At 66.5% G+C, this 15,181-nt stretch carries 10 protein-coding genes and 1 pseudogene; 7 read left to right on the top strand and 4 right to left on the bottom strand.

Annotation, left to right across the window (positions count from 1 at the left end; all coding sequences use genetic code 11):
• From ACFTWF_RS35295 to ACFTWF_RS35280, 4 genes and pseudogenes are all read right to left on the bottom strand, one after another.
• A pseudogene (locus ACFTWF_RS35295) lies at nucleotides 1-107 on the bottom strand (alpha/beta hydrolase); the annotation flags it as partial.
• Nucleotides 107-2,074 carry an FAD-dependent monooxygenase gene (locus ACFTWF_RS35290; protein WP_378465721.1) on the bottom strand — a complete coding sequence of 656 codons (1,968 nt, stop codon included), beginning with the start codon at nucleotides 2,072-2,074 and terminating at the stop codon, nucleotides 107-109. The gene ACFTWF_RS35290 and the pseudogene ACFTWF_RS35295, both read right to left, overlap by 1 nt.
• A 611-nt stretch (nucleotides 2,075-2,685) precedes the next feature.
• A complete protein-coding gene (locus ACFTWF_RS35285; RefSeq protein ID WP_378465720.1) occupies nucleotides 2,686-4,143 on the bottom strand; it encodes an FUSC family protein in 1,458 nt (485 codons plus the stop codon).
• Nucleotides 4,144-4,302: 159 nt separating this feature from the next.
• Nucleotides 4,303-5,085 carry an IclR family transcriptional regulator gene (locus ACFTWF_RS35280; protein WP_378465719.1) on the bottom strand — a complete coding sequence of 261 codons (783 nt, stop codon included), beginning with the start codon at nucleotides 5,083-5,085 and terminating at the stop codon, nucleotides 4,303-4,305.
• Between the two features lie 147 nt (nucleotides 5,086-5,232).
• Between ACFTWF_RS35280 and ACFTWF_RS35275 the strand changes: the two genes are divergently transcribed.
• The 7 genes from ACFTWF_RS35275 to ACFTWF_RS35245 all read left to right on the top strand — a co-directional run bounded on the left by ACFTWF_RS35275 (nucleotide 5,233) and on the right by ACFTWF_RS35245 (nucleotide 15,180).
• On the top strand, nucleotides 5,233-6,063 hold the full coding sequence (locus ACFTWF_RS35275) for a 2-keto-4-pentenoate hydratase (RefSeq protein ID WP_378465718.1): 831 nt from the start codon (nucleotides 5,233-5,235) through the stop codon (nucleotides 6,061-6,063).
• Nucleotides 6,064-6,068: 5 nt separating this feature from the next.
• Nucleotides 6,069-7,052 carry an acetaldehyde dehydrogenase (acetylating) gene (locus tag ACFTWF_RS35270; protein ID WP_378465717.1) on the top strand — a complete coding sequence of 328 codons (984 nt, stop codon included), beginning with the start codon at nucleotides 6,069-6,071 and terminating at the stop codon, nucleotides 7,050-7,052.
• Nucleotides 7,049-8,065, top strand: coding sequence for a 4-hydroxy-2-oxovalerate aldolase (gene dmpG / locus ACFTWF_RS35265; RefSeq protein ID WP_378465716.1), 1,017 nt, complete (start codon nucleotides 7,049-7,051; stop codon nucleotides 8,063-8,065). The genes ACFTWF_RS35270 and dmpG overlap by 4 nt, the downstream gene beginning before the upstream one ends.
• 319 nt (nucleotides 8,066-8,384) lie before the next feature.
• On the top strand, nucleotides 8,385-9,308 hold the full coding sequence (locus ACFTWF_RS35260) for a LysR family transcriptional regulator (protein ID WP_378465715.1): 924 nt from the start codon (nucleotides 8,385-8,387) through the stop codon (nucleotides 9,306-9,308).
• A gap of 266 nt (nucleotides 9,309-9,574) precedes the next feature.
• A complete protein-coding gene (locus tag ACFTWF_RS35255) occupies nucleotides 9,575-10,750 on the top strand; it encodes an MFS transporter (protein ID WP_378465714.1) in 1,176 nt (391 codons plus the stop codon).
• 51 nt (nucleotides 10,751-10,801) lie between these two features.
• On the top strand, nucleotides 10,802-12,925 hold the full coding sequence (locus ACFTWF_RS35250) for a hydantoinase/oxoprolinase family protein (protein WP_378465713.1): 2,124 nt from the start codon (nucleotides 10,802-10,804) through the stop codon (nucleotides 12,923-12,925).
• Entirely contained in the window at nucleotides 12,925-15,180 is a 2,256-nt protein-coding gene (locus ACFTWF_RS35245) for a hydantoinase B/oxoprolinase family protein (protein ID WP_378465712.1), read from the top strand. Before ACFTWF_RS35250 ends, ACFTWF_RS35245 begins: the two co-directional genes overlap by 1 nt.
• The last annotated feature ends 1 nt before the right edge of the window (nucleotide 15,181 follow it).

The following is a 15,181-nucleotide window of genomic DNA, read 5'->3' as shown; positions in this document are numbered from 1 at the left end:
TCGCCGGCGTGCAGGTACCGGGTCCGGTACGGGCCGGCCTGCAAGAATCCCTGACTGAACTCGACCTGGTTCAGGTCGTCCCAAACGCTGGTGTATGGACGGGACATCAGTTGTTGCCTCCCTCGGCTGTGATGACATTGCTCTGCGTGCCGGCGACCGCCGACGCGTCCTCTGGTGTGGCCTGAGGAACGGCGATCGGCATCGCCGCGGTGCTGTACTGCGGCGGAGTCGAGCGGCCGGAGTCGCTCGCGATGGCCGTCTCGCTGTCGGTGGACTGCTCCGCCGACCGGTCCAAGACACTGGCCAGCGCGGTCTCCAGGTGCTGGACTGCTTCGGCGTCGTCCCAGACCGGGGCGCTGTGCCGCCAGGCGATGTAACCGTCGGGGCGGACCAGAATGGCGCCGGCTTCGTGGGTTTCGCGGACCTGGCGCCAGTAGCCATAAGGGTCGATGGTTCCGGGCTCGCCGACCACCACGATGCGCAGATACGGCAGGTCCAGTTTGGTGGCGGCCTTCTTCCACGCCTGTCCACCGATTCCGGTCAGAAGGGTCATCATTCCCTTCCCGGTGACGTCGAGGGTGGAGATGCGCGTGCCGTCCGCTCCGACAAGCCACGCGTGGGGCAGCTTGGCGCCGGGCCGCGTGGTCGCCTGCAGATACAGTTCTCGGTTGCGGGCCCACTCTTCGTCCCCGGCGTCAGGATCAGGCACGACCGCGTCCGACTCGTAACGCTGGTTGAGTTCGACACCCTGGGCGTTGAACTCGGTGTTCTTCAATTCCAGTGCTTCGTAGAGGCGTTCACGTCGGGCGACACCCTCGGGCGAGGGGTCGTTCAGCTTCGCCAGGCCGGCCTTGACCGGGTCGTCGCTGTCATAGTCGAACCATTCGCGCAGTCCTGCGTAGTCTTTGCGGGACTGGTTGGCGCGGGCGACGATTTGCTTGCCGACCGGTACTCGCTCGGGCGAGTAGGACTCGAGGAGACCATCACCGGCGTATCCCTTGACGACGAACGCGACCTTCCATGCCAGATTGAACGCATCCTGGATCGACGTGTTCGAACCCAGGCCGCTGCTCGGTGGGTGCCGGTGGACGGCATCGCCGCCGCAGAAGACCCGGCCGGACTGGTAGTGGTTGGCATGCTGCTGATTGACGTACCAGAAGGACCGCGACACGATCTCGACCTCGAGATCGGGGTCGCCGACCAGTGTACGAATCTGTTCGAGGACAACCTCGTCGGACACGTCGGGCTGACCGTCGGCCATGTTGAAGCCCCAGCCGGCGATCCACTGGTTCCACGGCTTGATTGCCCGCAGCAGACCCATACCGATCTCACCGAAACCAGCCTTCGAATTCATGATCCAATGCAGGATGCTCGGGCGATGCGCGACGTACTTGCTCAAGTCGGCGTTGAAGAGGATGTAGGCAGTACCCGCACGGGCAAGTTCGCCTTCGAAGGGAAGCTCGATCTCCTCGGCGATCTTCGAACGCGCACCGTCGAAGCCCAGCAGGTACCTAGCACGCTGCTCGAAGACGTTCCCGGAGCGGACATCACGGAAGCGGACGGTCACGCCGTCCTCGTCCTGGACGTGGTCGAGGTATTCCGTGTGGAAGCTCACGACCGCGCCGCGTTCGGCGGCATTCTTGACGAGTACCGGCTCCATCAACGGCTGCGGAATGTCCAGCATCGTGCACGGGCTGCCGGTCAGGTAGTCGCCGTAGCGCAGGTCACCGGTACCCCAGGTCTGAAGTCGGACGATCTCTTCACCAGCCAGGCTCGTGGTGAACAGCGTGTCTCCCATCTGATCCCACGGCGTCGCGTACCGCCGCGCTTCCTCCTCCACGCCCAGGTCGCGGAGAACCTCGGCGGCCCGCTGGTTCGTGATGTGCGCGCGGGGGGAGTTCGCCACCCACGGAAACATCGAGACGGCGTGCACTCGGATCCCGTACGTGGCCAGGGCCAGGGCGGCCGTGCCGCCGGCCGGACCGAGGCCAACGATTACGACATCGGTGTCGTAGCCGCTGCCGTCTTCGGGGAACGGCACGAATGCCGGGGCAGGCAAGGCTGAAGTCTCCATTGCACCTTCTCAAACTCTCTGTGGACCCGAGGCCCTATCGGCCGACCGGGTGATCGCCATCACTACAACTAGCATGCCAGTTACTGCCGTAACAAGAAAGAGGTTTTCCGGAACTATTTCAAACGACTTACATATATCCAGGTAAGGCCAGATTGTCGATTTGATCCAGCGACAAGAAGTGGTCCAGATCACTCAGGATGAGTAATATTGGCACTCTAGAACGGCAGTGGAGAACGACGACGGGCCCGTGTTGGGTGCACCGCCGGAGCCGTCGACGGCTGTCCCGGGCGAAGGCCCCCACCCGGGGCGGTCCGTACCCGCCACAGCCTCACCACATGACGACCGCTGGAGAGGGACGTGGACGACGCACCCCGGCGCGACAGGTAGCAGCCGCCAGCGATCGATCACCCCGCTTTCGCATTCGTTTGTGGCGGTGGATCGGGACCAGGGCTGGTCGTCGTGTAGTACCTAGCACCCAGGGCCATGGTCCGATCCCCCATCCGCGAAACTGAGCTACGGACGCGAGAGCGAAAAGCACCAGGAAGGCGGGCCGGTATTCGCTCCGCGCCTGTGGTCGTACCCCACTGTGTCGACGTCGCCCGGCAGCGACCTCAGGAGTATGCGAACTCCCGCTCGAAGCGACGGACGAGCTCCTCATCCGGTACATCACGAATCGAGTGCTCACCCCGGACGATTTCGTACGCATCACGTGCCGCTGCGACCAGGGGAACCAACTTCCGCCGCTGTTGCTCACCGCGTGGTTCGGCGACCGCCTTTTCGCAGGCACGTATCGCGGACTCCAGCGCACGTATCGACCTTCGGTTTCGCACAGCGAGTACGCATCCCAGCGCAACCAGCCCACCGACAGCGGTGGCGAGCAGGCGATCACCCGTCAGGTCAGCGGACCCGGCCGGCCCGGCCAACACGGTCAGCAACACAGCAGTCGGGGTGATCCACACCATCCCGTACCCGTAGTTGTAGACCACGAAGATCTCCCCCACGATTACACACCCGACGACGATGACGGACACCCAGAGCGGGGAGGACACAGTCGACAGCACCAGCAACGCCAGGATCAGTCCCACCGCGGTACCGAGTGTGCGCTGCACGGCGCGATGCACGCTGGCGACGGCGCTGGGAACCGACAACACCGCAATAGCCGTCACCGAAGCCCAGTAGCCGTGGCCGAGGTGCAGTGCCTGCGCCACACCGCCGGCGACCACGGTGCCGAGAAACACGCGCACCGCGCCCGGCATCATCAGTGACCGCGGGTGCAGCGCGGCAACCATCGACCGCGACCGAAGCATCACAGAACCCGGAGAATCCGTGAATGCGTTCAGAAACGGTGGCGCAGGCAGATCCGGCAGATTCGGTGGCCGCCGTCGCAGGATTCGTGCCGCTGCCGATTTCAGCTGGTGACTTCGCACGGTGTCCGGCGATGCCGGGTTCAGAACAACCGATTCGGCGGCAGCATTCAACCGGACGAGCATGCCGTGAACACCGGCACGCCGTTCACGCGGCGCCGCCAGAGCCAACCAGCCAGAGTGCACCGCCAGTGCGGCCGTGTGCCTGGCACGGGCCTCGTCGGACCGGGAGATCGTCGCAGCGCATCGCAACGCATTCGCGACCGCGACCCGCGCCGGACCCCACGGATCGAACACCCATCCACACATGCACACCACCCAGGCAAACAACGCTCCCGCCGAGGTAGCGGCGAAGACCGCCACCACCGACGGAACCGGCGGCGGGAGATACGCGGTGGTGGCACAGGCGAAACCGAGAATCAATCCTCCCGGAGGCCCGGAAGCGCCAGCATCGCACAAGAGCTTGGCCACCGCGGCCGCAACCCCGATCATCAACAAGCGTGCGGCGGGGTGGGTAACCGAACCGGCAACCCACACACCGGCACCTACGGCCAGCACCAGGCCGATACCGACACCAGTGAGGGTTCCCGCCCGCCGGCGATATGGTTCGCTCTTCCCATACAGGGCGACCAGCGAGCCAAGCGTGAGGTAGGGAACCCAGTGATGCCAGCCCGCCATCATGGCACCCACCAGCGGAACACCCACCGCGACGCCGGCACGTAGCGACGGTGCGATGACACAGTCAGGGGAACGACGCCGAAGGGCGACCACCAAATGATTGAGCACCAAACCATTAAAGCAACTAGCATTCTAGACGTCTAGTTGCATGAGGGGTCATCATTGATCTCTGCTAGACCGAAGGGGCTACGGGCTGGATCGCGTGTCGACAAAAAGCTGTGTTCGCCGAGCGAGCATCACACCGATGCCGTCGGCGGCTGCGCGGACCGAGGTTGCATGCGTGTCCGGCCGGAAGCGGTGAGAGGGGCCGGTCACGCTGATCGCGGCAACGACGTCCTCGCCGTCGCGGACGGGGGCGGCTACGCACACGATGCCGGTGGCGGATTCCTCGTATTCGTAGGCCATGCCCTCGGCGGCGATGCGGTCGAGCTGGGTGCGCAGCGGTCCGGGCAGGATCATGGTCCGCGCGGTGTAGCGGGCCAGCGGAGCGGAGAGCACCTGCTCTCGGAGGTCACTATCGGCGTGGGCGAGCAGCACCTTGCCGATTGCGGTGCAGTGCACCGGCATCCGGCCACCGATCCTCGATGGTGCGCTGGCTTGCCGATGGCCGCCGATCTTCGACAGGTACACGACCTCGGTCCCGTCGAGGACCCCCAGGTGCACCGTCTCGTGGGTGCGCACATAGAGGTCCTCCATGAAGGGGATCGCCACCTCGAGCAGGCTGCGCTCGACCGACGCCCGCATGCCCAGCTCGAATAACGATCCGCCGAGCCGGTAGCCGGCGTCGGTGCGGTCCAGCATCCGCACCGCCACCATGTCGGAGAGGACCCGGTGCAGCGTGCCTTTCGGGATGGATGTCCGCCGGACCAGTTCGGCCAGCGACAGGGTCGAGTCGTCGATGGTGAACGCGTGCAGCACCATCATGACCTTGCCCAGCACCGTCGTGCGGTCGAACTCCTGATCGGACACTGCCGGTTCCTCCCTTCCGCTGCTACCGGCGGCGTCGTCCACGATACCGGCGTGTGTTCGGCTCAGTGGAACGCAATGCTTGGCCTGCGATCTCCCCGCGGCAACAGTGGAACCACAGTCCACCCCACGATCACATCGGGAAGTCAGATGAGCACACCTCAGGGCACCAGTCTGCCCACCACGGCGCGAGCTACCGCCGACGCGGTCACCGTAGCCGCCGAGCGGTTGAGTGCCGCCGCGGCAACTTCCACGCCGTGCGCGCCGGTCCGCGACCTGATCGGTGCCGACGACGTCGCGGCGGCGTATGCCGTGCAGGAGCGGATCGTCGCCGGCCGGATCGCCGCCGGAGCAAGCGTCGTCGGCCGCAAGATCGGCCTGACCTCTCCGGCGGTCCAGCAGCAGCTCGGCGTCGACCAACCGGACTTCGGGGTGTTGTTCGACGACATGCGCTGCCAGGAGAGCACCCCCATCCCGTTGTCGCGTCTGCTGCAGCCGAAGGTCGAGGCGGAGATCGCGTTCGTCCTCGCACACGATCTGGTGGACGGGCCGCTCGACGACACCCAGATCCGCGCCGCCGTCGACTACGCGGTCGCCGCCCTCGAGATCGTCGACAGCCGAATCGCCGCGTGGGACATCACCTTCGGAGATACCGTTGCCGACAACGGGTCGAGCGGACTGTTCGTCCTCGGCGCCGACCGGCGAACCCTCGACTCCTTCGACCCGGTCGCCGCGCAGATGCAGATGCTCATCGACGACACCGAGGTGTCGACCGGAACCGGGGCCGCCTGCCTCGGTGACCCGTTGCGGGCGCTGGCCTGGCTCGCGCGCACCGCACGCGAGTTCGGGCAACCACTGCTGGCCGGTCAGGTGATCTTGTCCGGGGCGCTTGGGCCGATGGCCGTCATCGACACCGCCAGGACCGTTCGGGCCGACATCACCGGTCTCGGATCGATCACCGCAACCTTCACCCAGGAGTGAGCACCATGAGCGAGAACACCCGTAAGGTCACCGTCGCGGTGATCGGATCCGGCAACATCGGCACCGACCTGATGATCAAGGTGATCCGCCACTCCGACGTCCTGCAGATGGGCGCGATGGTGGGCATCGACCCCGACTCCGACGGGCTCGCCCGCGCCCGCCGACTCGGTGTCCCCACCACCTCGGGCGGCGTCCAGGGACTGCTGGAGCTGCCGAACTTCGACGAGATCGACGTGATCTTCGACGCCACCTCCGCCAAGGCCCACGCCGCCAACGCCGCCCTGCTCGAACCGCTCGGCAAACGACTGATCGACCTCACCCCCGCCGCCCTCGGGCCGTTCGTGGTGCCGGCGGTCAACCTCGACGAACACCGGGACGCCACCAACGTCAACATGGTCACCTGCGGCGGTCAGGCCACCATCCCGATCGTCGCCGCCGTCTCCCGCGTGACACCGGTCGCCTACGCCGAAATCGTCGCCTCCATCGCCTCGAAGTCCGCCGGACCGGGCACCCGCGCGAACATCGACGAGTTCACCGAAACCACCTCCCACGCCATCGAAACCGTCGGCGGCGCCCGCCGCGGCAAGGCCATCATCATCCTCAACCCGGCCGACCCGCCGCTGATCATGCGCGATACCGTCCTGTGCCTGATCTCCGCCCCCGACCCGGCCACCCACGACGCAGTCCGCGACTCGATCCAAACGATGGTCGACCACGTCGCGACCTACGTGCCCGGCTACCGACTCAAGCAACAGGTCCAGATCACCCCGGTCCCGGACGGCCAACCCGTGCACACCCTGCTCGCATCCGGGGACACGGCAGCCCCCACCCACCAGGTGACGGTGTTCCTCGAAGTCGAAGGCGCCGCACACTACCTGCCCGCCTACGCCGGAAACCTCGACATCATGACCTCGGCCGCAGTGCGCTACGCCGAATCCGTCGCCGACACGATCGCCGCCCCGACGGCAGCCCAGGGAGCCACCCGATGACCACGCAACTGTTCATCCAGGACGTCACCCTCCGCGACGGCATGCACGCCGTCCGCCACCGCATCACCCCCGACGACGTCGGCAAGATCGTGTCCGCGCTCGACGCCGCCGGTGTCGACGGCATCGAGGTCGCCCACGGCGACGGACTCGCCGGCGGATCGCTGAACTACGGTCCCGGCAGCAACACCGACTGGGAATGGATCGAAGCCGCCGCCGCCAACCTCACCCACGCCCGGTTGACCACCCTGCTGCTGCCCGGCATCGGCACCATCGCCGAACTCGAACACGCCTACCAACTGGGCGTGCGGTCGGTGCGGGTGGCCACTCATTGCACCGAAGCCGACGTCGCCGCCCAGCACATCGGCAAAGCCCGGGAACTCGGCATGGACGTGTCCGGCTTCCTCATGATGAGCCACATGACCACCGCACCCGAGCTCGCCGCCCAGGCCAAGCTCATGGAGTCCTATGGTGCGCACTGCGTGTACGTCACCGACTCCGGTGGCCGGTTGACCATGGACGGGGTCCGAGACCGGGTCCGCGCCTACCGGGACGTGCTCGACGAGGGCACCGAGATCGGCATCCACGCCCACGAGAACCTGTCGCTGTCGGTCGCCAATTCCGTCGTCGCCGTCGAAGAGGGTGTCACCCGGGTCGACGCCTCGCTGGCCGGGCACGGCGCCGGCGCCGGCAACTGCCCGATCGAACCGTTCATCGCGGTCGCGGACCTGCAGGGCTGGAAGCACAACAGCGACCTGTTCGCCCTCCAGGACGCCGCCGACGACCTCGTCCGGCCGCTCCAAGACCGGCCCGTCCGCGTCGACCGGGAAACCCTCACCCTCGGCTACGCCGGCGTGTACTCGTCCTTCCTCCGGCACGCAGAAGCCGCATCCCAGCGATACGGCATCGACGTGCGCACCATCCTCCTCGAGGTCGGCCGCCGCGGCCTCGTCGGCGGACAGGAAGACCTCATCGTCGACATCGCCCTCGACCTGTGTAGCCGAACAGGCAACTGAGAACGAAACGTGCCGCGGCGGTGACGAAAAGGTCGCCGTCGCGGCACGCTGTTCCGGAGGAGAGCTTCACCACAGCTTCCGGCTCCATGCGACGCCGAAGATGGGCGCTGTCCCGCAACAGTTTCGGGCCCCAGCCTTCAACGCGGATTGGATCCTCGACTCCGGGACGGGCTTTGGCCACGTCCTGCTGATTAGCCGTCTGCGGCTATTGTCATCACCATTTCCCCCGTCACTGAAACGTGGCCGGCACCACCACGACACCGACGGCCTCCCGCGGGTGGCGGCCACACCTTCAGATAAACTTTCCAAGGGACCGTCGATGGACCTGCACCGCGTTGACCTGAACCTGCTCGTAGCGCTCGATGCCCTCCTCGCGGAGGAGAGCGTGACCAGAGCCGCCGAGCGGCTCCAAGTCGGCCAGTCCGCCATGAGCGGCACACTGCGCAGGTTACGCAAGCTTTTCAAGGACCCGATTCTTATCAAGCATGGCCGCGGCCTGGTCGCAACGCCCTACGCCAAATCGTTGTCCGTGCCCCTGAAGGACGCGCTGTCCATCATCGACTCGCTTCTGGTCTCAGGATCTGCCTTCCACCCGGAAACGAGTCAGCGCGAGTTCACCATTACCGCCAACGACTACGTGGCCGCTGTCCTCCTGCGCCCACTTTTGAGCATGCTCGCCGCTGAGGCACCGCATGCGACTTTGCAAATCGAGCCCGCACGGGACGATTTCGCTGAACGCCTCCGCCGCGGCGACACCGACCTGCTCATCCTGCCCAAAGCAGTCTTCCCGCGTTACTCGGACTTCGACCACGAACCCCTGTTCACCGATCGGTACGTCTGCGTCGTGGACACTGCGAACCCAGCGGTGGGCGACAGCCTTTCCCTCGACCAGTTCAGTGAACAGCCCTACATGGCGGTCAACGTCGGCACGCTCCCTTCGTCGGCGGAGATGCAACTCGATGCGCTCGGCGTCCGGCGAAACACGCAGGTGCGTATTCAGACCTTCACCCTGGCGCCTTTCATGCTGCGCAACACTCGGCTACTCGCTCTGATTCAGGAGCGCCTGGCCCGCTCGCTCGCGCACGAACAGGGCCTGCGGTTGATCGAGCCACCGTTTCCCCTGCAACCCCTCGAGATGATCATGCTGTGGATGCGGCCGAACATGACCGATCCGGCTCATCAATGGCTGCGGCACAAGATCTCGGCGTTGGCCGAGGACGTGCTCCCCCACCCATCACCGTGAATAATGCCTGACTTCACCAAGTATTGATTGTGGTGACCGTGGTCACGCTCCTACTGTCATTCCAGACACTGTGCCGCCGATCACATTCCGGGCGGACAGCAGTCGACACCGCAGGACAGGCCACGGGCTCCGGAGAGACCCCGCCCCAGTCCTGCAGATGTCGTCTCCGACAGATAGGACTTGCAATGACTCCTGCTGCTCGTTACGCAGAATTTCGCACCGGCTGGCCAGCGCTGCTGTCCGCCACAGTGGGATCCGCCGTTGGCGTGACGGCCCTCTTGTTCTACAGTCTCGGCTCGTTCACCGGCGCGCTCCAAGCCGAGTTCGGTTGGACCCGAACCGCAATCTCCTCGTCTTTTCTCTACACCACCATCGCTCTCACCGTTGCTACGGCACCGCTGGGTTGGCTACTCGACCGTATCGGGCCGCGGCGGATCGCGTTCGTCTCGGTGCCGGCGCTGACCCTCTCGCTGATTCTGCTGAGCCAGTTCCACGGTGATCTGCTGCACTTCCATCTCTTGTTCGCCCTCTCCGGGCTACTCGGCGCCGGCACCACCTCCGTCGTCTACACCAAGGTCATCAACTCGCACTTCTTCAGATCACGGGGTCTAGCGCTGGGAATCAGTCTGTCCGGCTTAGGCATCGCCGCACTGGGCCTGCCTGTGTTGATCAACTTTGCCATCGAATTGTGGGGATGGCGAGCGGGGTTCGTTGCCCTCGCTGCGCTCTCGCTGGCGGTTTTGCCGTTCGCCTTCTTCGGGTTGACCGATCCGGTCAAGAAGTCCGTCGACCACCGCACCGACGCCGCCGCCCCGGGCGCCACCCGCGCAGCCGCCCTCACCTCGCGCACCTTCTGGACGCTGCTGGTCGGGTTCGTCCTGGTCGGGGCCTCGGTCCCCGCCATCATCCCGCATATGGTGCCGATGCTCACCGACACCGGGATGACCCCCGCCGCGGCCGCCGGCATCGCGGGATTGATCGGCCTCGGCGTCATCGCAGGTCGGCTGTGCATCGGTTTCCTAGTCGACCGGTTCTTCGCCCCTTTGGTCGCCGCCCCACTCTTTCTGACCACTGCGCTCGGATGCCTGCTCATTATCTGGGGCGGACCCGCACTGGCACCGCTGGCCGCCGTCATGATCGGCATCTCCTTCGGCGCCGAGGCCGATCTGATCGCATTCTTCTGCGGCAACTACTTCGGCCTCCGGAGCTACGGGTTCCTCTACGGACTCATCTACTCCGTCTTCGCCATCGCGGTGTCGATCGGCCCGATCTGGGTAGGCGCCTTCTTCGACCGATCCGGCAATTACCTCGGGGCGCTGACGACCGTCGCAGTCATGCTCACCCTCGGTGCCGCAGTCCTGCTGACCTTGCCCCGAGAACAGGCATTCGCCGCCACCCGTGCAATCCGCCCCGAGCCGGAACCCGCTCGCGCCTCCCACTGATCGAGCACCACGAAAGACGTCGCGCCCCCGTGACAAAGGAGCTGAACCACATTGGCATCCCCCGATTTTCCGCGCCCACTGACCGCCGACGATGCCACTGGATGGGTGATCGGCACCGACGTCGGAGGAACCTTCACCGACCTCTGGCTTCGAGCACCGGACGGCACGTCCTTAGTCTGCAAGTCCCCCACTACCTCGGACGTTGTCACGGGCGTGATCAACGCCGTGCACTTGGCCGCCGAGCTCGCCGGATTGCCCACCGCGGACATGTGCCGCCGAGTTTCCCATTTCGGTCACGGCACCACTGTCGGCCTGAACGCTCTGCTGACCGGGGCATCAGCCAAGGTCGGATTGATCACCACCCGCGGCTTCGGCGACGTGCTGGAGATCGGCCGGCTTCGCCGGGGCACCGCCGGCCTGACCGGACTCGACCTGGGCAACTACTACCTGCGAGGACGGACCGCTCCGCTGGTGCCCCGCGACCTCGTCGCCGAGATCACCGAGCGCATCAACCCCCAGGGCGAGATCCTCACCCCACTCGACGAGGACTCCGTACGGCAGGCGCTGGCGACTTTGCGGGAGGAGAACGTCGAAGCCGTGGCCGTCTGCCTGCTGTGGGCCACGGAGAATCCCATCCACGAATTGGCGGTTGAGCGGCTGGTTCACGAAGTCCTCCCGGATGCATTCGTGAGCTTGTCGCACGACATCGCACCCAGCGTCGGCGAGTACGCCCGGGCCTCCACGACCGCGGCAAACGCAGCGCTGGGACCGGTCGCTGGGAACTACCTGGTCACGCTCGAGAACGAGTTGCGAGCGCTGGGCATGACGGCACCGATCATGATGACCACGAACGCCGGTGGGGTCGTCCCGGCTACCACCTTGACTGCCTCCCCGGTCAAGGGTCTGCTCAGCGGCCCTGCGTCCTGTGTGGTGGCGGGACAGTCGTTGGGCAAGAACATGAATCGGCCGCACATCCTCACCCTGGACGTGGGTGGTACCAGTTTCGATGTGGGCGTGGTGGTCGACGGCGCCCCGCTGCTGCGTGACGAGGTCACCTTCGGGGGCGCCGACATGCGCGTACCGAGCGTGGACATCGCCAGTATCGGTGCCGGCGGCGGCTCGATCGCCGCCGTGCGCGACGGTGTGTTGACCGTCGGGCCCCGCAGCGCGGGCGCCACACCCGGACCCGTCTGTTACGGCAAGGGCGGCACCGAACCCACCACAACCGACGCCGATCTGGTGCTCGGCGTCCTCGATCCCGATCGCTTCGGATCCGGCGGCATCCGCCTCGACGTCGCCGCCGCGCGCCGCGCGCTGGCAGAACAGATCGGTTCCCCTCTCGGCCTGAACGCCACCGAAGCCGCCCGGGCGGTGCGGGAGGTGTTCGACTCGGCCATGGCAGACCTGCTGCGTTCGGTCACGATCGAACGCGGCCACGACCCCCGCGAGTTCACTCTCGTCGCCGGCGGGGGCAGCGGCCCGTCCCATGCCTGGGCACTGTGCCGAGAACTCGGCCTGGACGGATTCATCGTCCCCGCCACCGCCACCGCCCAATCCGCCTACGGTGCGGGCACCAGCGACCAGCGCACCACTGCCGCACGCACCTGCTACCTGCGGCTCTCCCCCGGTGTCGATCCCGACCACACCCATGCCGCCGCACTGGACACCGCGCTGATCGACACCCGCGACCGTGTCCTGGCGGCGATCCCGGACCCGGAGGCCGCCCGGGTGAGCTACACGGTGGCCGTCCGCTACCGGGGACAGGCACACCACATCGACGTCGCCGTCGATGCCGCTCCGGATGCCGCCGACCTGGCCAAGCTCCTGATCCGGTTCGAGGGCGAGTACGAACTGCTCTTCGGCAAGGGTGCCGGCTTCCGCGAAGCCGGCTTCGAAATCCTCTCGGTGCGAGCGATCGCCACGCTCGACTCGATCGCCCCCACCCACACCACCGTCGGAGAGCCGTTCGAGCAGCGCGGTGTCCGCGATGTCGTCTTCGACGATCCCGCCGCTCCGGAGCCCACCACCATCTACGGCTGCTCCTGGCCCGCCCCCGAGCAGACGGTGGCCGGACCCGCCCTGATTCAGCTGCCCGGCTGCGTGGTGGTGGTCCCGCCGGCAGGCACGGCATCAACGGACAACCACGGCGCCATTCACGTGAAGGTAGGCAAGTAATGAGCAGCAACGTCGACGACCAGCACACTGCCACAGCCGATCCGGTCATCGCCCAAGTGGTGCGGAGCCGTCTGGTCGCCATCACCGATCAGATGCGTCTGGCCCTGCAGGCGGTCAGCGGGAGCCCTACGGTCACCGAGGCCAGCGACTTCTTCACCGGCCTGTACCTGCCGGATGGGTCGTTCGCCACGATGGGTCACCAGGTCACGTTCGAGGCACCCCCGGTCGGCGCCCTCATCCGGCATCTCCTCAACGCCGACAGTCCCCTCGTAGACGGCGACCGCATCATCGGCAATGACCCGTTCGTCGGCGCATTGCACCAGAACGACCTGCAGATGTGCGCACCGTTGTTCGTGGACGGTGAACTGGTCGCCTGGGCCGGCGTCATGGCGCACGAGACGGACATCGGGGGCATGGACTTCGCGTCCTGGTCACCGAAGGCGAAGGAGATCTGGCAGGAAGGATTGCGGATCCCGGCCGTCAAACTGGTTTCCGGTGGCACCCTGCGCGAGGACGTGCTGGAGATGATCCTGCAAGCCACTCGGCTGCCGGCGCAGGTCGGTCTGGACATCCGCGCTTTCATCGCGACCTTGAACGTCGCCGGAGAACGGTTGACGGAACTGTGCCGCCGCTATGGCACCGACGTGGTCCAGACTGCGATGGCCACCATGGTCGACGACGCAGAGGCCTCGCTGCGCCGCCGCCTGCTCGAGCTGCCCGACGGCGTCGTCCACACCCGGGACTTCCTCGAGCACGACGGGCACGCCAACACGCTTTACATGGTGGATCTGGTCCTGACCAAGCATGCTGACCATCTTCGGTTCGATTTTTCCGGATCATCACAGCAAGCAATGGGTTTCGTCAACTGTTCGCGAGCCGGACTGGTCGGTGGCGTCGCCGGGGCACTCATTCCCACTCTCGGATTCGGGATTCCCTGGAATGACGGCTTGCTACGCCCCACCGAGATCGTCGCACCGGACGGATTGATCTGTACCGCGCTGCCGCCGGCACCCGTGGGCAGCGCCACGGTGGAAACGGTGTGGGTGGTCAGCAATGTCGTCTCCGCCGCCCTTAACCGCCTGCTCGCCGCCACCCCCGCGTATGCGCACCGGGCGCAGGCAGTCAACAGCGGCACCATGGCCACCTTCAACCTCAGCGGCCGAAACCAGTTCGGCGAGAACTTCGGACTCCACCTCATGGATCCCCTCGCCGGCGGATTCGGCGCCTTCGATGATCACGACGGTCAAGACGCCGCCGGACCGATCAACACCCCCTGCCCCTCGATCGCCGATGTGGAGGTCAACGAGCAGGGCACCCCGCTGGTGTACCTGTACCGCCGTCTGGCGCGGGACACCGGCGGCGCCGGTCGCCGCCGCGGTGGGCTGGGCGCCGAGATCGCCCTCACGATCGCCGTCGAGGAGGCCGAAGCCCTGGTGATGACCCACGGTGCGGAGGTCCCCAACTCCGCCGGACTGGGCGGCGGCCTTCCCGGCGGACTGATTCACCAATCGCTGGCGCCGAACCTGCTCGCCGCAGCCGAGCCCGCGGCAGTGGCGGCGCTCGGCGCCGCAGCCGACCACTCCGAAATCTTCACCAACCTCGGCCCCAAGCCGGGAGCCTTCCCGCTACGCAACACCGATGTCTTCGCCGTCACCTGGCAGGGCGGGGGCGGTGTCGGCGACCCGCTCGATCGAGACCCCGCCGATGTTCTCGTCGACCTCCGTCGCGACGTCGTCAGCCGACGAGCGGCATATGACACGTACGGAGTCGTCGTCGAGACGAACTCGTCGGGAAGGATCACCGGCTGGGACCCACGGGCCACCGTCAGGCACCGCCGCGCGCTGCGGGCCGCCCGACTCGGGGTCGCCCCCGACTCCGTTCCGGAACTGCCGGCAGCAATCGACCCGCACCTGCCACCCCGCACTCTGGCCGAGGGTGAGAGCTGGCTGCCGCTGAGCGACCGGTTGCGCCTGATCCGAGCGGTCGACGGCACCTGGCGGGTGGAGTCGGTGGACGGCGCACGTTTGGCCGAGGGATCTACCCGGTGGCGGGCCGGTGCCCATGCATTCCCTTTCGAGTTGCCCGAGCGTGCCGGTGCCACCCTCCACGACGAGCTCACCGTGACCGGGTGGGCATGCCCGGTCTCCGGTGCCCTGCTCGCAGTGGACCTGCACCGCAAGGACACTGACCCGATCCACGACGTGGACCTCGATCTGACCGACGCCGGCCGCACCGAAGACCTGGCCCGGACATAAC

Source organism: Rhodococcus sp. NPDC056960, from assembly GCF_042674125.1.
In the GTDB taxonomy this organism is placed as follows: Bacteria; Actinomycetota; Actinomycetes; order Mycobacteriales; family Mycobacteriaceae; genus Rhodococcus_F.
This window is presented reverse-complemented; position numbering and strand designations above follow the sequence as displayed.

What these genes read in the sequence shown, in the direction of transcription:
- ACFTWF_RS35290 (WP_378465721.1), bottom strand. Translation starts at nt 2,074, where the DNA reads ATGGAGACTTCAGCCTTGCCTGCCCCGGCATTCGTGCCGTTCCCCGAA.
- ACFTWF_RS35275 (WP_378465718.1), top strand. Translation starts at nt 5,233, where the DNA reads ATGAGCACACCTCAGGGCACCAGTCTGCCCACCACGGCGCGAGCTACC.
- ACFTWF_RS35270 (WP_378465717.1), top strand. Translation starts at nt 6,069, where the DNA reads ATGAGCGAGAACACCCGTAAGGTCACCGTCGCGGTGATCGGATCCGGC.
- dmpG (WP_378465716.1), top strand. Translation starts at nt 7,049, where the DNA reads ATGACCACGCAACTGTTCATCCAGGACGTCACCCTCCGCGACGGCATG.
- ACFTWF_RS35260 (WP_378465715.1), top strand. Translation starts at nt 8,385, where the DNA reads ATGGACCTGCACCGCGTTGACCTGAACCTGCTCGTAGCGCTCGATGCC.
- ACFTWF_RS35245 (WP_378465712.1), top strand. Translation starts at nt 12,925, where the DNA reads ATGAGCAGCAACGTCGACGACCAGCACACTGCCACAGCCGATCCGGTC.